The sequence below is a fragment of the Cellulomonas oligotrophica genome (assembly GCF_013409875.1).
Classification (GTDB): domain Bacteria; phylum Actinomycetota; class Actinomycetes; order Actinomycetales; family Cellulomonadaceae; genus Cellulomonas; species Cellulomonas oligotrophica.
The window spans coordinates 3,205,165-3,221,429 of the sequence record NZ_JACCBK010000001.1 but is presented as its reverse complement, the minus strand read 5'-3'; the positions used below and the strand labels follow the sequence as shown (position 1 = coordinate 3,221,429).

Annotated in this window: 15 protein-coding genes; 9 read left to right on the top strand and 6 right to left on the bottom strand. The window is 76.3% G+C overall.

What is annotated here, in order from left to right; translation table 11 throughout:
- Nucleotides 1–31 precede the first annotated feature (31 nt).
- From BKA21_RS14780 to mscL, 3 genes are all read left to right on the top strand, one after another.
- Nucleotides 32–376, top strand: a complete 345-nt coding sequence (locus tag BKA21_RS14780) for an FmdB family zinc ribbon protein (protein WP_140459740.1) — start codon at nt 32–34, stop codon at nt 374–376.
- 95 nt (nt 377–471) lie between these two features.
- Nucleotides 472–1,152 carry an SAF domain-containing protein gene (locus BKA21_RS14775; RefSeq protein WP_239073038.1) on the top strand — a complete coding sequence of 227 codons (681 nt, stop codon included), beginning with the start codon at nt 472–474 and terminating at the stop codon, nt 1,150–1,152.
- Between the two features lie 47 nt (nt 1,153–1,199).
- Nucleotides 1,200–1,817, top strand: a complete 618-nt coding sequence (gene mscL / locus BKA21_RS14770) for a large conductance mechanosensitive channel protein MscL (protein WP_239073039.1) — start codon at nt 1,200–1,202, stop codon at nt 1,815–1,817.
- A 74-nt stretch (nt 1,818–1,891) separates the two neighbouring features.
- Here the strand turns inward: mscL and BKA21_RS14765 are convergent, their stop codons facing one another.
- Together BKA21_RS14765 and BKA21_RS20245 are read right to left on the bottom strand one after the other, a co-directional pair.
- Nucleotides 1,892–2,191, bottom strand: coding sequence for a hypothetical protein (locus tag BKA21_RS14765; RefSeq protein ID WP_140459738.1), 300 nt, complete (start codon nt 2,189–2,191; stop codon nt 1,892–1,894).
- A 77-nt stretch (nt 2,192–2,268) separates the two neighbouring features.
- Complete coding sequence (locus tag BKA21_RS20245) at nt 2,269–6,798, bottom strand: PDDEXK-like endonuclease domain-containing protein (protein WP_140459737.1); 4,530 nt, start codon at nt 6,796–6,798, stop codon at nt 2,269–2,271.
- Between the two features lie 372 nt (nt 6,799–7,170).
- Between BKA21_RS20245 and BKA21_RS14755 the strand changes: the two genes are divergently transcribed.
- Nucleotides 7,171–8,475 (top strand): MFS transporter, encoded by a 1,305-nt coding sequence (locus tag BKA21_RS14755; protein ID WP_308463963.1) that lies wholly within the window; start codon nt 7,171–7,173, stop codon nt 8,473–8,475.
- Between the two features lie 4 nt (nt 8,476–8,479).
- Here the strand turns inward: BKA21_RS14755 and nrdG are convergent, their stop codons facing one another.
- Nucleotides 8,480–9,049, bottom strand: coding sequence for an anaerobic ribonucleoside-triphosphate reductase activating protein (nrdG, locus tag BKA21_RS14750; RefSeq protein ID WP_140459735.1), 570 nt, complete (start codon nt 9,047–9,049; stop codon nt 8,480–8,482).
- Between the two features lie 2 nt (nt 9,050–9,051).
- Nucleotides 9,052–11,283 carry an anaerobic ribonucleoside-triphosphate reductase gene (gene nrdD, locus BKA21_RS14745; protein WP_140459734.1) on the bottom strand — a complete coding sequence of 744 codons (2,232 nt, stop codon included), beginning with the start codon at nt 11,281–11,283 and terminating at the stop codon, nt 9,052–9,054.
- A gap of 244 nt (nt 11,284–11,527) precedes the next feature.
- Between nrdD and BKA21_RS14740 the strand changes: the two genes are divergently transcribed.
- From BKA21_RS14740 to BKA21_RS14725, 4 genes are all read left to right on the top strand, one after another.
- Nucleotides 11,528–12,370, top strand: coding sequence for a DUF4397 domain-containing protein (locus BKA21_RS14740; RefSeq protein ID WP_140459733.1), 843 nt, complete (start codon nt 11,528–11,530; stop codon nt 12,368–12,370).
- Between the two features lie 101 nt (nt 12,371–12,471).
- Nucleotides 12,472–13,131, top strand: coding sequence for a class F sortase (locus BKA21_RS14735; RefSeq protein WP_140459732.1), 660 nt, complete (start codon nt 12,472–12,474; stop codon nt 13,129–13,131).
- Nucleotides 13,132–13,300: 169 nt separating this feature from the next.
- The gene (locus tag BKA21_RS14730; RefSeq protein ID WP_239073045.1) at nt 13,301–13,828 is read left to right on the top strand and encodes an RNA polymerase sigma factor; all 528 of its coding nucleotides are present in this window, start codon (nt 13,301–13,303) and stop codon (nt 13,826–13,828) included.
- A 1-nt stretch (nt 13,829) separates the two neighbouring features.
- Nucleotides 13,830–14,618, top strand: a complete 789-nt coding sequence (locus BKA21_RS14725; protein WP_140459730.1) for an anti-sigma factor — start codon at nt 13,830–13,832, stop codon at nt 14,616–14,618.
- A gap of 45 nt (nt 14,619–14,663) precedes the next feature.
- Here the strand turns inward: BKA21_RS14725 and BKA21_RS14720 are convergent, their stop codons facing one another.
- The gene (locus BKA21_RS14720; RefSeq protein ID WP_140459729.1) at nt 14,664–15,359 is read right to left on the bottom strand and encodes an NAD(P)H-dependent oxidoreductase; all 696 of its coding nucleotides are present in this window, start codon (nt 15,357–15,359) and stop codon (nt 14,664–14,666) included.
- Between the two features lie 86 nt (nt 15,360–15,445).
- Entirely contained in the window at nt 15,446–15,892 is a 447-nt protein-coding gene (locus tag BKA21_RS14715; protein ID WP_239073041.1) for a MarR family winged helix-turn-helix transcriptional regulator, read from the bottom strand.
- A 160-nt stretch (nt 15,893–16,052) separates the two neighbouring features.
- On the opposite strand from BKA21_RS14715, the gene BKA21_RS14710 reads away from it, so the two are divergent.
- Nucleotides 16,053–16,265 (top strand): hypothetical protein, encoded by a 213-nt coding sequence (locus BKA21_RS14710; protein WP_140459727.1) that lies wholly within the window; start codon nt 16,053–16,055, stop codon nt 16,263–16,265.

Here is a 16,265-nt window from a genome sequence, read left to right as displayed (position 1 = left end):
GGAGAACCCCGAAGCACCCAGGAGTCGACCAGTGCCCACCTACGCCTACCGCTGCACGGCGTGCGAGCACGCCTTCGAGGTCCAGCAGTCGTTCACCGACGACGCGCTCACCGTCTGCCCCGCGTGCGAGGGCCGCCTGCGCAAGGTCTTCTCGGCCGTCGGCGTCGTCTTCAAGGGCTCGGGCTTCTACCGCAACGACGCCCGCTCGGGCGGCAAGACGACGTCGCGCACCCCGAGCAGCACGTCGGGCAGCAGCACCTCGACGTCCACGACGTCGGACAGCGGCACCACCACGAGCACGAGCACGTCGTCGAGCACCTCGGGCACCGCCACGGCCACGAAGGCGACGACCGCCGCACCCGCCGCCGGCGCCTGAGCGAGCCGTCCCCAGCCCCGCCGCGGACGGCTGCACCCCGACCGGTGTGAGCCCTCCGGGGCGGGCGGACCCGACCGGCGCCTAGCGTGCCGGCCGTGCCCCCGACGCCTCGCCGCACCCCACCGCCCCTGCCGCCCGCCCGGCGGCCCGTCCGGCTCGCCGCGCGGGCCTGGGTCTGGCGGCTGCGCCACCTGCTCGCCGCCACGTGCCTCGCGCTGGCGGCCGGGGCGGTCGTGCACGCGCTGCAGCCCCCGCCGCCCGTGACCGTCGCCGCCGTGGTCGCCGCCCGCGACGTGGCCGCGGGGGCCACGATCAGCAGCGACGACGTGCGGGTCGAGCACGTGGCGCCCGGCACGGTCCCCGCCGGGGCCCTCTCCGGCGCCGGCGCCGCGGTCGGTGCCACGGCGGCGGTGGACCTGCCCGCGGGGCTGCCGCTCGTCCCGTCGCTGCTCGCGACCGGGGAGGCGACCGGACCCCCGGGCACCGTCGTCACCGCGGTGCGGCTCGCCGACGCCGCGGTGGCCGACCTGGTCGGGCCCGGCAGCCGGGTCGACCTCCTCGGCGCGCGCCCCGAGGGCGGCCCCGGCACGACCCTCGCGACGCGCGCGCTCGTGCTGCCCGCCCCGGCCGGGGGCGCCGCCGCGACGGGGGTCCTCGGCTCCGTCGACGGCTCCGGGGACCCGCCCCCGCTGCTCGTCGCCGTGCAGCCGGCCGAGGCGCTCGCCCTCGCCGAGGCGTCCGCTTCGTCCCGGATCAGCGCGGTCGTCGTGCCATGATCGTCACGCACGGGACGAGCGCGACAGGGCACGAACAAGGAGGCCACGTGAGCGACAGCAGGCAGCAAGGGCTGCGCGGTGCCGGCGACAGGCTGAAGGCGCTGGGCGAGACCGAGCACGTCAAGGGGGCCGCCAAGGTCCTCCAGGGGTTCAAGGACTTCATCTCCCGCGGCAACGCGATCGAGCTCGCCGTCGGCGTCGTCGTCGGCGCGGCGTTCACCGCTGTGGTCGGTGCGCTGCAGACCGGGTTCATCAGCCCGCTCATCGGGTGGATCTTCGGGCAGCCGAACCTGGAGAACGTCTGGAACATCGGCCCCTACACGTGGCGGACCCCGGGCCCGGAGGAGCCGCCGATCGACCCCATCCAGGTGGGCGTCATCCTCAACGCGCTGATCCAGTTCCTCATCACGGCCGCGGCGATCTACTTCCTCATCGTGCTGCCGCTCAACGCGCTGGCCGCCCGCCGCAAGAAGGGTCAGGAGGCCGAGCCGAAGGCGCCGGCCGAGGACATCCTGCTGCTGCAGGAGATCCGCGACCTGCTCGCGCAGCGCATCACGCCGGCGGTCGCCAACGACGCACCGGGCGCGTCCCCGGCACCGCCCGCACCGGGCCGGGCACCGGGCGACGGCCCGCCGAGCATCCCGCCGGGCACCCCCACCGCCTGACACCGCACGAGGTCCCGCCGCCAGGTCGTCACGACCGGGCCGCCCCGGCCGCTCGCACCGGCCGGCGGAACGGCTCACCAGTGCGGCGGGACCTCGCGGCGCAGGTGCTCGTCGTCGTCGCCGGGGCGCTCGCCCCAGCCGACGTCCGCGTCGTCGGCCGAGCGCACGGCGCGCAGCAGGTCCTCCACGACGGGTCCGGACGCCGGGACACCGCGCACCGGAGCCGCCTCGGCCGGGGTCCGGACCGGCGACGGACCGGTCTGTGCCGGTGCCGGTGCCGGTTTGCGGGAACGCAGCACGGACTCGTCGCCGCCCACCGTGCCGGCGGGACGCGAGGCGCGCCGGGAGGCACGGCGCGGTCGGGGGTCGCTCACGGCACGATCGTGCCAGCCCGCGAGGGCCTGCTGCCCCCGGGCCGCGGCGGCGCCGGTCCCCGCCGGGTGCCGGGGCCTCAGGAGAAGGCGCGGTTCACCGCGTCGCGCACCACACCGTCGACACGGTGACCCCGCCGCGTGAGCGCCAGCTCGGCGCGCAGCGCGTCCGCGAGCTGCTCGCGCGTGCGCTCCAGCCCGTCGGACCGCAGCCACCGCACCAGGTCGTCGAGCTGGTCGTCGCTGTAGGCGCCGATCGGCAGCCCCGGCCGCACGTCGGGACGCGGGCCCGGCCGCACGGGCAGGGCCAGCTGCTCCCCCGTCACCGGTGCCGGCTCGGGGGCCGCCGGCGTCGCACCGGTCGCCGGACGCACCGCCCGCGTCTCGCCCGTCGCCGGCGCCACCGCGGGGGTGGCACCGGTCGCCGGCCACACGGGCGTCATGCCGGTCGACGGACCGACCACGGGCGTCGCGCCGGTCGCCGGCCGGACCGCCGGCGTCGCACCCGTCGCCGGCCGGACCACCGGGACCGCGCCCGTCGCCGCGCCCACCACCGGCGTCACTCCCGTGGGGTTGCGCACCACGGGGGTCGCACCGGTCGGCTCGCGCACCACGGGCACCTGCCCCGTGGCCGGGGCGGACGTCGCCCACGACGGCACACCCGGCGCCGTCACGGGCGTCAGGTCGGCCGCCGGCGCCTCGACGACCAGCGGCACCGGCACGCTCGGCGGCACGGCCACGTGCGGCGCGCGCTGGGCCAGCCGTGCGTGCAGCACGCGCCGGATCCGGTCGACCTCGGCCTGCGGGTCGAGGAAGGCCGCAGCCGACCACACCCGCACGACCGACCACCCCAGCCGTTCGAGCCGGTCGGCGGCGAGCCGGTCGCGCACCCGCACGCTGGGCTCCCCGACGTACGTGTCGTCGTCGGTGAGCACCGCCACGAGCATCTCGTCGGGCAGGTCCGGGTGGCCCACCACCAGCGGGATCCGGGCCCCGCCGGGGACGCCGTGGTCGACGTCGACGAGCAGCCCGTGCTGCCACAGCCGCTCCGCCAGGTCGAGCACCAGCCGGTCGGGGTCGGAGCCCGGCTCGGGCCGGTGCGAGGTCCCCGTGGGCCCGCGCTGGGCGCCACGGTCCGCGGCGAACAGGAGCAGGTCGGCCAGCACCTGCGGGCCGGGGCCGCGCAGCCGCTCCGGGTCCAGGTCCTCGCCGGCGAAGCAGGAGACGACCGTGAGGCGGTGCCGGGTCGCGCCCAGCGCGTCCAGCAGCAGCGCGTCCCCGCCGGGGCGGCTCACCGCGCCGAAGGAGTGCAGCACCCGGCGGTGCGGCGTGCGTCCGAGGCCGAGCGAGAGGATCACGGCCTCGCGGCGCAGCCCGGCCACGTTGCCGACGTCGACCACGACGAAGTGCTCGGGGCGGGCCGCGTCGAAGAACGCCGACAGGGCCGGGTTGTCGCGGACCTCGCCGAGGACGACCTCCCGGACCGCGTCCGCGTGCCGGGGCGTGAGGGTGACCACCGCGAGGGACTCGTCGGGGTGCATGAGCACGTGGTCGACGACCAGCTCGAGGACCCGCTCGACCTCGGCGCGCGTCGAGTCGACCATGCCCGAGGCGGGGTCGGGCATGCCCGTGCCGTCGACGAGGTCGAGGCGCACCAGCGGGGCCGAGCCGGGCAGCGGCGTCGGGACGAGCACCCCGTGGTAGCCGTGCGCGGCGAGGAACGACGTCAGGTACGGGTCGCGGCGCGAGGAGTCGGCGTGCAGCGCCACGACGGGCAGGGCGTCGGCGAGGTCGCGCACCGCGGTGCCGGACGCGCAGCGGGCGTCCCCCACCACGACGACCTGCCGGCCGCGGGCCACCGCCGCGAGCGCCGCCTCCAGGGGCAGGTGCGCGGCGGCGTCGACGACCACGAGGTCGACGGTCCGTGCCGCGGGCAGCACCTGCGGCACGAGCATCGGCCCGGCCACGAGCACGGGCCGCAGCCGCGGCGCGACCTCGGGGTAGCGCGCCATGGTGTCCCGCACGGACGTCAGACGGTCGTCGACGAGCTCGGCGAACAGCTGCTCGGCCTGCGCGCGGTGCGCGGCGACGGCCGTCGCGGCGTGCGCGTGCACCGCGGCCCGCACGGGCCCGGGCAGGCTCGCCACGTGGGCCCGGTCCAGCTCCGCGTAGGCCGCCGACAGGGCGCCCAGGGCGGCCCCGTCGTACCCGGCCAGCGCGGGGTCGGCCGCCAGCACCTGCTCGAACACGGTGCTCCACCAGGCCAGGTCCAGCTCGGCGGGGGCGCCGGCGGGGTCGGCGCGACGCTCGGTCAGCTCGTCGACGAGTGCGCCGAGGCCCGCGTCGCGCACGCCCTGCACGAGCTGGGTGCGCTCGGGCAGGGTGCGCAGCGCGTCCGCGGTGTCGCGCAGCCGCTCCAGCCGGGTGCGCAGCGCCTCGAACGGCGTCGTCAGCAGGCCCGCACCGCCGGGCGTGCCCGCGAGCACCTCGTCGAGCGCCTCGAGGTCGGCCCGCACCGCGGCGTGCTCCTCCTCGATGAGCTCGAGGCCGTCGGGCAGCCGCGGCCAGCCGCCCGCGGGGCAGTGCGCCTGCCACACCTCGCGGCGCGCCTGCACCTCCAGCAGCGCGGCGTGCAGGTCGGCGACCGGGCGGCCCGGGCGCACCATGTCCTTGGCCTGCCGGCGCAGCCGCCGACGCACCCAGAAGCCCATGGTGACGCCCTGCTCCTCGCGCCACTGCGGCGTCGCGGTCGCGGCGACGAGGTCGGCGGCCGTGCGCTCGAACACCAGCGGCAGGAACACGTCGAGCGAGCTGCGCACCCCGTCGAGCATCCGCAGCTGCTCGGCCCACGCGGCGGGCGACACGGCGCGGGTCAGGCCCGTCTCCGACGCGACCTGCACGACCCGGTCCGTGAGCACGGGCAGCGTGACGTCGAGCAGCCGGTCCAGCCGGCGGCGCACCACCTGGGCGTCGGCCGACGTCCGCACGGCGGCGCCGAACCACGGGGTGTCCTGCGGCCGCAGGGTGAACGCGCCGAGCTCGCCCGCCCGAACGAGGTCCGCCCCGAGGCGGGCCCGCGCAGCCGCGTCGAGCGAGCGCACCGTCGCGGCGTCCAGACGCACGGTCGTGCGGGGGGCCGGGCGGGCGGACGTCAGCCGGGCGAGCTCCTGCAGCGCGTCGTACGCCGAGACGCCCCACGGGTCGCGCACGGTGTGCAGCGCGTCGACGTACCCGCGCAGCCGCTCGCGGTGCTCGACGAGGCGGCCGCGCACCGCCGCGGTGCGGGCGGCGTCGGGGACGGGCGCCTCCAGGGTCATCGCGGACAGCAGCCGGCGGCCGGCAGCGGTGCGCCAGCCCGCGTGCGGCTCGACGTCGAGCACGAGGTCGCCGAGGCCGAGGCCGGTCATCCGTTCGACGAGCGAGGTGGCCGCGCGCCGGTGCCCCGGCACGTACAGCACGGTCCGGCCGGACGCCGCGGCGTCCGCGACGAGCGCGGCGAGGGTGCCCGTGACGTCGGCGCCGGTGGGGGCGTCGACGAAGACGTGGGCGCCGGTCGCCACGACGTCGAGCACGTGCTGCTGGGCGGGGTCGAGGTCCCCCACGCCGCGCTCGGCGTCGGGGTCGCGGTCGCCGACGTACGGCGCGGGCAGCGGCACGTCGAGCTCGCGGTGCGCCTCCTCCACGCCGGCGAGCGCGCGCACGACCTCGTGCTGCTCGAGCGTGCCGGCGAGCTGGTCGAGGTCGTCGACGAGCACCTGCCCGGGGTGCACGAAGGTGCCGACGACGACGCGGTCGACGAGCGTGAAGTCCTCGAGCACGGCCTCGCCGAGAGACGCGAGACGCTGCAGGGCGCCGCGCGGGTCGAACCCGGCGGCGGTGAACGTGCCGCGGGCGACGGCACCGGGGTCGAGGAGCGCGCCGTGGCTGCGCAGCGCCCGGGCCAGCACGGGGTTGACCTCGAGGGACGGCTCGAGGTCCAGCTCGAGGTCGCCCTCGCCGGCGCCGCGCTGGCGCAGCGTCACGGGGCGCAGCAGCACGGGGGCGCGCACGGTGCGCACGGCGGCGCCGCGCTGCGTCGACGGCTGGTCCTGCGCGCGGCGGCTGGTGACGGACGCCAGGGCGCCGACGTCGTCGGACGCGAGCTGCGCGCTCGACCGGTCGGTCCAGGTCGCGACGCCGATGGCCAGCGACGTGGGGGCGATGCCGTACCGCTGGGTGTACAGGGCGGCGCGGGCGGCGACGGTGCGGGCGCGGCGGCGCGCGGCGGACGCGGCACCGGCCTCGCGCACGAGGTTCGACAGGCGCGTGGGGCGGCCGGCGAACAGCTGGGCCATGCCCGACGGGTGCGCCGACGACAGGTCGAGGGCCGCGTCGCCGAGCTGGTCGACGTCGCTGAGCGTGGACGCACCGGCGGCCTCGGCGAGGGCGTCGCGCCACCGCCCGACGGCGCGGGCGAGCACGTCGGCGGGCGAGGGGGTCTCCACGAGCGTCACGCCGGGCGACGCCGGCGCGGGGGTGCCGGCGCCCGGCTCGGTGCCGTCGGGAGCGGTGGTCGGGGGCGTCCCGGCAGGAGCAGGTCCCGTGCCGGGAGTGCGTGCGGGGGCGGTCACGCTGGCACGGTAGACCGACGGCGCGCCGATGCGGCGGCGGGCACGCCGGGGACGCCGGATCGGGGCGTGAGATCGCCCCGGCGACCGTCCGACGACGCAGGGGCTGCCCGTCCGAGCCGGCCGTCCGACAACGCAGGAGCGGGACGGGCCGTGGGGCCCGTCCCGCTCCAGGACGTGAGTGACGGTGCGTACCGCGCAGGGGGCAGGCGATACGCACCGTCGGGTACGAGTGTGCGCCATCGCCGGACGTTGGTCAAACGTCCAGGGCCACAGTCCTGGACTTTCGCCCGGATGGGGGAAGGCACCCGCGGGCCTAGGCTGGTGCAGCCCGTGCAGGCGCACGGACGACGCGATCGGAACGGGGTGCGCGGGGTGCCGGTGCAGGGTCGTCGAGCGGCACCGGTCGTCTACACGGTGGCCGTGCTGGCCTACCTCGTGGCGGTCGTGCACCGCACCGCCCTGGGGGTCGCGGGCGTCGACGCGACGGCCCGGTTCGACCTGGCGGCGACCACCCTGTCGTCGTTCGTCGTGGTCCAGCTCGTGATGTACGCGGGGCTGCAGATCCCCGCCGGGCAGCTCCTCGACCGGTACGGCGCGCGGGCCGTCATCACCGCGGGCTCGGTCGTCATGGCCGCCGGGCAGGGCCTGCTGGCGGTCGCGGACACGGTGCCGCTCGCCCTGGTGGCGCGGCTGCTCATCGGCGCCGGCGACGCGGGCATCTTCATCAGCGCGTGCCGCCTGGTGGCGCAGTGGTTCCCGCCGCGCCGCGTGCCGGTGCTGGTGCAGGTCACCGGGCTGATCGGGCAGAGCGGCCAGCTCGTGTCCGCGATCGGCGTCGCCTGGCTGCTGCACGCGCGCGGGTGGGGCACGACGTTCGGCGCCCTGGCTGTCGTCGGTGCCGTCACGTCCGTCGTCGCGTGGCTGTGGCTGTCCGCTCCCCCGCCGACCCGCACGACCGTGGTCGCCGACGCGGCCCGCGAGCGCTTCCTGCACGCCGTGCGGGCAGCCGCCCGTCCGGCCGGGACACGGCTGGGGTTCTGGTCGCACTTCCTGCCGCCGTTCAGCGCGAACGTGCTGGCGCTGCTGTGGGGCGTGCCGTTCTTCGTCACCGCGCAGGGCCGCTCGCCGGCGGAGGCCAGCGCGCTCCTCACGCTCCTCACGCTGTCGGCGATGGTCGCCGGGCCGGTGGTGGGGCGGTTCACGGCCCGGCACCCGCTGCGCCGCTCGTGGGCGGTGCTGGCCTCGGCGGTCGCGACGCTCGTGGCGTGGGTGCTGCTGCTCGCGCCGTCGACGCCGCGGCCGATGTGGCAGCTCGCGGTGTTCGCGGTCGTGATCGGCGCCGGCGGACCGGTGTCGCTGGTCGGCATCGACTTCGCCCGGTCGTTCACGGCCGCGGACCGGCTCGGCACGGCCACGGGGTTCGTCAACATGGGTGGGTTCACGTCGTCGGTCGTGGGGGTGCTCGCGGTGGGCGTGGTGCTGCAGGCCGTGTCCCCGCCGGGCGCGGTCACGTACTCGCTCGACGCGTACCGGCTGGCGTTCGCGGTGCTGCTCGTGCCGTGGCTGGTGGGCGTCGCCGGGGTGCTGCACAGCCGCCGCCGCGCCCGGGCGCAGATGCGCGACGAGGGCACGGTCGTGCCGCGCCTGCGCGACGCGCTCCGCCGCCCGCGCGCCTGAGGGCTCAGGCGCCGGCCCAGGGCACGGCGCGGCCGGCGGCCAGGGAGCGGGGCACGTCGAGGACCCGCTGGTTGCGGCTGCCGCGGAACGCCAGGGTCAGGTCCCGCTCGGCGATCTCGAAGCGGCCGTCGACGAGCACGTCGAGCTCCGCGAGCAGCGCCGCCTTGTCGTCCTGCCCGGCCGCGACCTCGGCCAGCAGCTCCTCGAACGTGTACCCCGTCCAGCACCACACGTCCTTGGCGCGCCCGTGCGCGGCCCGCAGCCGGCCCACCACGTCGAGGCACACGCCGGTGCTGAGGAACGGCTCCCCGCCGAGCAGCGACAGCCCCTGCACGGCCTCGTGGGCGAGGTCGGCGAGGACGCGGTCGGCGAGCGCCTCGTCGTAGGGCTCGCCGTACCGGAAGCTCCACGCGGCCTCGTTGAAGCACCCGTCGCACGCGAACGGGCAGCCGCTGACGTACAGGGAGCACCGCACGCCCTCGCCGTCGACCATGACGAACGGCTGGTAGCCGGCGACGCGCCCCTGGCTCAGGCGCGCCGCCCGCCACCCGCCGGGCACGGGCGTGCGGGCCACCGTCAGGCGTCCGCGGGCGCGCCCGGGACGGAGCCCGTGCTGCCGGCCAGGTGCTTGACCCGCGAGGAGATCTCCACGTGCCGCCCGTGCACCATCGGCCGCTGCTGGGGGTTGCCCAGGTAGCCGCAGGTGCGCTTGACGACGTCGCACGTGCGCGGGTCCTCGTTGCCGCAGCCCGGGCACGCGAACCCGCGGGCCGTGGGCGTGAAGTCGCCGGAGAACCCGCACTCCAGGCACCGGTCGATCGGGGTGTTCGTGCCCAGGTAGCCGACCCGGTCGTAGGCGTAGTCCCACACGGCCTCGAGCGCCCGGGGGTTCTGCTGCAGCACCGGGTACTCGCAGTAGTGGATGAACCCGCCGGACGTCAGCGGGGCGTACTCGGCCTCGAAGTCGAGCTTCTCGAACGGCGTGGGGCTCTTGCGCACGTCGTAGTGGAAGCTGTTCGTGTAGTAGTCCTTGTCGGTGATGTCGGGCACCGGCCCGAACTTCGCGCGGTCGAGCCGGCAGAACCGGTCGGTCAGGCTCTCGCTCGGCGTCGAGTAGACCGAGAACTTGTACCCGTGCTCGTCGGTCCACGCCTGGGCGTGCGCGGCGAGGGTGCGCAGGACGCGCAGCGTGAACTCCTTGGCCTGCGGGTCCTGCTCCCACGCACCGCCGTAGAACGCGGCGGCCGCCTCGTACAGGCCGATGTACCCCAGCGACACGGTCGCCCGGCCGCCTCGGAACAGGGCGTCGACGTCGTCGCCGGGCTGCAGGCGCCGGCCGAAGGCGCCGTGCACGTAGAGGATCGGGGCGTTGGCCGGCACGGCCTCCTTGCACCGCTCGACGCGGTAGAGCAGCGCGTCGCGGACCGTGACGAGCCGCTCGTCGAGCAGCGCCCAGAACGCGTCGAGGTCGCCGCGGGCCTCCAGCGCGACCCGCGGCACGTTGAGCGTCACCACGCCGAGGTTCATGCGCCCCTCGACGACGTCCTCGCCGTCCTCGTCGGTCCAGCCCTGCAGGAACGAGCGGCACCCCATGGGCACCTTGAACGAGCCGGTGATCTCGACGATCTTGTCGTAGCTGAGCACGTCGGGGTACATGCGCTTCGTGGCGCACTCCACGGCGAGCTGCTTGAGGTCGTAGTTCGGGTCGTCGGGGTCGAGGTTCACGCCGCGGCGCAGCGTGAAGATCAACTTGGGGAAGATCGCGGTGCGCCGCTCCTTGCCGAGCCCGAGGATGCGGATCTGCAGGATCGCGCGCTGGATCTCCCGCTCGAACCAGCCCGTGCCGAGCCCGAACCCGACCGACGTGAACGGCGTCTGCCCGTTGGACGTGAACAGGGTGTTGATCTCGTACTCGAGGCTCTGCATCGCGTCGTCGATGTCCTTGCGCGTGCGCTCGCGGGCGTAGTCCTCGCGGCGCCCGGCGTCGTCGACCCACCGCTGCGCCTCGTCGAGGTGCTTGGCGTAGTTGCGCTGCGCGTACGGGGCGAGGAGCTCGTCGATGCGGTTGACGGAGCACCCGCCGTACTGGCTGGACGACACGTTGGCGATGATCTGGGAGATCTGCGCGGTCGCGGTCTGGATGGACCGGGGAGGGTCGACCTGGGCGTTGCCGATCCGGAAGCCCTCGCGCAGCATCGTGCGGAAGTCGATGAGGCAGCAGTTCGTCATCGGCGCGTAGGGGTGGTAGTCGAGGTCGTGGTAGTGCAGGTCGCCCTTGGCGTGCGCGTTGGCCACGTGCGGCGGGAGCATCCGCAGGCCGATGGCCTTGCTGACCGCGCCGGCGGTGAGGTCGCGCTGGGTGTTGAAGACGTCGCTGTCCTTGTTGGCGTTCTCGTTGACGACCGCCTGCTCCTTGGCCACGAGCTGGCCGACGGAGTGGTTGATGTCGAGCGACCGGCTGCGCGCGAGGTCCCGCTGCACGCGGTAGTCGATGTACGCCTTCGCGACGTCGTACTCGTGGGCCTCGAGCAGGGTGTGCTCGACGACGTTCTGGATCTCGTAGATCCGCACCTCGCCGGAGTACCGCTCGGCGAGCTCGGCGCACACGCGGGCGAGCAGGTCCGCGATCGACAGCTCGTCCAGCGGGCCGATCTCGCCGTGCACCTCGACGAACGCCTTGGCCAGGGCCGCCCGGATGCGGGCCGCGTCGAACGGCAGGGCCCGGCCGTCGCGCTTGCGCACCACCAGGCCGGTGGGCGTCACGGCGGCGGTGCGCCCCTCGGGCAGACCCGTGTCGATCGTGGTCACCGGACATTCCTCCTCATCCACGCACTACATCTAGTGCGAATTACACGGTTGTGACACTAGATGTGGCGTCGACGTCGTGCCGGGACGTAGGTCCCTCGATGCCGGCCCCCTCCCCGCCCGACCCCTGGTCGCAGATCCGTCGAAGAAATCTCGGCGCAGGTGCATCCGCGCGGGCCCCTCGCCCGGAAGTAGGGGTGCAAGCACGTCAGCGCCCGCACCCGCGGGCCACAACCAGGAGGACGACATGCGCGCACGACTCATCGCCGGCACCGCCGCCGGATCGCTCGCACTCGCGGCCGTCACGCTCGCCGCGGTGCCCGCCTCGGCCGCCACGGACGACGCCGCCAGCCTCTCCGTCCTGCACGGGGTGCCGGACCTGACGGTCGACGTGTGGGTCAACGGCGAGCGCACCCTCGACGACTTCGAGCCGGGCGACCTGGCCGGCCCGCTCGAGCTGCCCGCCGGCACCTACACCGTCGCGATCACCGCCGCGGACGCCGAGGACGACTCCGAGCCGGCCATCGGCCCCGTGGACCTGCCCCTCGAGGCGGGCATGAGCTACACCGCCGCCGCGCACCTGGACGCGGACGGCGAGCCCACGGCGACGCTGTTCACCAACGACACGTCGGCCACCGCCGCCGGCGAGGGCCGCCTCACGGTCCGCCACATCGCCGCGGCCCCGGCCGTCGACGTCCTCGCGGGCGGCACCGCCGTGATCTCCGGCCTGGAGAACCCCGACGAGCAGGTCCTCGACCTGCCCGCCGGCACCGTCTCCGCCAGCGTCGTGGCCGCCGGCACCACCGAGCCCGCGCTGCTCGGCCCGGCCGACGTCCCCGTCACCGAGGGCACCAGCACCATCGTCTACGCCTGGGGCTCGGCGAGCTCGGACCCGGCGTCGCTCGCGCTGGCCACGCAGACCATCGACGGGCTGCACTCCTCGCCGTCCGGCGTCCAGGCGGGCCAGACCGGCGCCGCCGCGCAGGGCACCTCGACCGGCACGTGGGCGCTGCTCGCCGGCGGCCTGGCCGCCATGGCCGCGCTCGGCCTCGGCGTCGCCCGCCGGGCGACCGTGAAGGCGGAGCGCTGACGCCGCACCGCGCGGCGCACCACCACGCGGCCCGGGGGCGGACGGCGGCACGATCCGCCCGCTCCCGGGCCGCGGCCCTCTCCCCCCGGGGCGGGCAGAGGGTGCGCGCCGCGCTCGCCGCGCTCGCCACCACCGGGGCCCTCGTCCTGACCGGCTGCACGGGGCCCGCGCCCGACGCGCCGGCCGTCGCACCCACGGCCACCGCGTCCGTGACGCCCGCACCCGCCGCGACCGCGGAGCCGACCCCGGCCGCCGTCCCGGACGTCCCCGTGCAGGACGCCTCCCTGGCCGCCCTCCAGGTGGCCGCACCCCCGGCCCCCGTCCGGGTCCGGGTGCCCGACCTCGACATCGACATGCCGGTCGACCCCGTGGGCGTCCGGCCGGAGGGGGACATGGAGCTGCCCGAGGGGGCCGACCGGGCCGCCTGGTACCGCTTCGGCCCCGCCCCGGCGTCCCCCGCCGGGTCCACGCTGATCGCCGCGCACGTCGACTCGTGGACCACGGGCGTCGGCCCGTTCTCCCGGCTGCGGGACGTGCAGCCCGGGGCCCTGGTGGAGGTCGACGCGCAGGACGGTACGGTGCACACGTACCGGGTCAGCGAGGTCGTCGCGGTGCCGAAGGACACGGCACCGGTCGGCGAGTGGTTCGACCGTGAGGGTTCGCGCCGCCTCGTCCTCGTGACCTGCGGAGGCGAGTTCCGCGAGGACGTCGGACACTATGCGGACAACGTCGTCGTCACCGCCGACCCGGTCGAGGGGTGACACCGTGCTGCAGGCCCTGCCCACGGTGGACCGGGCGACGGGTGAGGAGTGGTTCGTGACGGTGGCTGGTCCGTCCGCCGGGCTGCCGGCGGCCCCCGACCCGCCGCCCGGCGGCGCCCGCGGTCCCGCGGCAGGTGTCGCGACCGCCGACGGCGAGGGTGTCACCGAGCTGGGCGTCGCGTTCGCCGCGGGCGACGAGGACGCGGTGCGGGAGGCGTACCGGCGCTGGGCGACCCTCGTGCACACGGTCGCGCTGCGCTCGCTGGGCACGGTGGCGGAGGCCGAGGAGGTCACCCAGCACGTGTTCGTCGAGGCGTGGCGCGGCCGGCACCGGTTCGACCCGCAGCGCTCGCGCCTGCCGGCCTGGCTGCTGGGCATCACCCGCAACGCGGTCGCCGACGCCCACGAGCGACGGGCACGCGACGGGCGGCTGCGGGTGGCGACCGCGGCGTCCGAGCCGGAGCGGCTCGCCCCCGGGGTCGACACGAAGGTGGTGGACCGTGTGGTCGTGCGGGACGCCCTCGACCGGCTCGGCGACCCGCAGCGTACGATCCTGCGGCTCGCGTTCTACGACGACCTCACGCACGACCAGATCGCACGACGGATGGACCTGCCGATAGGCACCGTGAAGAGCCATGTCCGGCGCAGCCTGGCGCGGCTGAGGACCCGATGGGAGGTGGAGGGTGTCGTCGAGTGACATGCACACGCACGTGGACGACGAGGTGATCGCCCTCGTCGCCCTCGGGGAGGCCGTCGCGTCGGACGCGGACCTCGCGCACCTGACGGCGTGCCCGCGCTGCGCCGAGGAGCTCGCGGCCCTGCGCGGGGTCGTGGACCTGGCGCGCGAGGAGCGCGACGCCCCCGGGCTCGTGGCACCGGCCCCGCAGGTGTGGGACCGCGTCGCGGCCGAGCTCGGGCTGGCGCCGACGGGCACCGGCCCGACCGCCGCACCGGCCACGGCCGCCGCACGGGCCACGTCCGCCGCGCCCGTGACGACCGGCGCACCCGACCCCGCACCCGCCGCCCTCGCACCCGTGGTGCCGCTGCGCCGCCGGCGCACGTGGGCGTGGGTGGCCGGTGCCGCGGCGGCAGGCCTCGTCGTCGGCGGGACCGGCGCCTGGTGGGCCGCCCGGCCGACGGACCCGGCCCAGGAGGTCGTGGCCCGGGCCACGCTCGACGCGCTGCCCGGCTGGGACGCGTCCGGCACGGCCGTGGTCGAGACGTCCGCCGACGGCTCGCGCGTCCTGGTCGTGGACCTGGACGACGCGACACCCGACGAGGACGGCTACCGCGAGGTCTGGCTGCTGCGCCCGGACCTGAGCGGGCTGGTCAGCCTGGGCCCGCTCACCGGCGCCTCGGCCCGGGTACCGCTGCCGGCCGACCTCGACCTCGACGACTTCTCGGTCGTCGACGTCTCGCTCGAACCCCTCGACGGCGACCCCGCCCACTCGGGCGACTCGATCGTCCGGGGCCCGCTCGGCGCCTGACGCCCCGGACCGACCCCACGGACGGACGCCGCGGGCCGGCCGCCCTCAGACGGCGGCCGGCCGGGGGGACGGCTCGTGCTCGACGCGCGGGGTCCGGCGCCGTCGGGCGTCCTGCGCACCGAGCCGGGCGGCCGTGCGCAGCCACGCCTCGCGCGTCGCGGCGTCCTGGTGGCGCACCTCCGCGAACCGGGTCACGCCCGTGACGCGGACGCCGCAGTACGCCAGGACGGCGTTGCGCAGGGACGTCTCGGCGGCGTTCCGGTAGCGCAGCCGGTTCCACCAGCGCGGGGAGTCCATGGTCATGACGATCCGCGCCGTGCGCCCGCGCAGCAGCCGCTCCCACCGGCGCCCCGGCAGGTAGCGGAACGCCGCCCCGGACAGGAACGTGCGGTCGATCCAGGCCTTGAGGACCGCGGGGTACGTGCCCCACCACTGCGGGAAGAGCAGCACCACGTGGTCGGCCCACCGCAGGTCGGCGACGTACCGGTCGACGTCGGCCCCCAGGTGCGCGGTGGTGCCGTCGCGGGCCGTGCGCAGCTCGTCGATCGACGCCGGGTGGGCGGGGACGGGGTCGGCGGCGAGGTCGACGACGCGGACCTGGGCACCCGCTGCGGCGTCGACGTAGGCGGCGGCCAGCGCGTGCACGAGGCTGCCGGCCAGCGGGTGGCCGACGACGACGAGGACGCGCAGCGGCTCGCCGTCGACGGCCGCGGGACGGGTGCGGGGGTGGGTTCCGGGCATGGTGGAGCTCCTCGTCAGGGTGTGCGGGGGTGCTGCGCGGCGGTCGCCGCGCAGGGAGCAGGGACGACGGGCGCAGGGCCCGCGGCTCAGCGCGGAGGCGGGCCGGCGAGCCTCTCCTGGACGCGCACCACGGCGGTGCGCAGCCCGGCGTGCAGGGCGTCGAGGTCGAGCGGGGGGTGCCCGCCGGTGAACGCGGCGGCGAAGTCGGCGTCGAGGCGCCCGCCGGCCTCCTCGACGACCCGCACCCCGGCCGGGGTGAGCCCGACGACGACGCGCCGGGCGTGGGCCGGGTCGGCGGACCGTTCGACCCACCCGCGCGCCTCCAGCGCGGGCAGGTGCTTGCTGACGGCGGCCTTGGTGAGCATGAGGCAGCGCGCGAGCTCGGTGATGTCGGGCCGGTCGAGCTCGGCGAGCGTGGCCAGGTAGCGGTAGTCGCCGAAGGTGATGGCGTGCTCGGCGCGCAGCACGTCGTCGGCGTACGCGTCGAGCAGGGCGACGAGCTCGTGCAGGGTCACGGTGATGCGATCGGCCACGAGAGGAGTCAACCGGTTGACGATCAATGTGTCAACCGGTTGACCACCTTCGCCTGTCGGCGCCCGGGGACGGCCGTCGCCTGACCCGGGCCTGACCACCGCTTCACCCTTTCGGGGCGCAGCAGGCCGGTGCCGCCCGGCACGGGGTTAGCGTTCCGCCATGAACCCCCACGACCCGGCCAACGGCGTCCGCGCGTACCTGGACCAGCTCGACGGCAGCGTCGTGCGTGTGCGCACCGTCTCCGGCGGGGTCTACGAGGGCACGCTGCAGTGCCTCATGTCGGGCAACGTCGTGTTCGTCGGGCAGCCCGGCGCCGCCCCCTGCATCCGCATCGACGTCGTCGAGTCCGTCCAGCTCCTCCAGCGCCGCTGA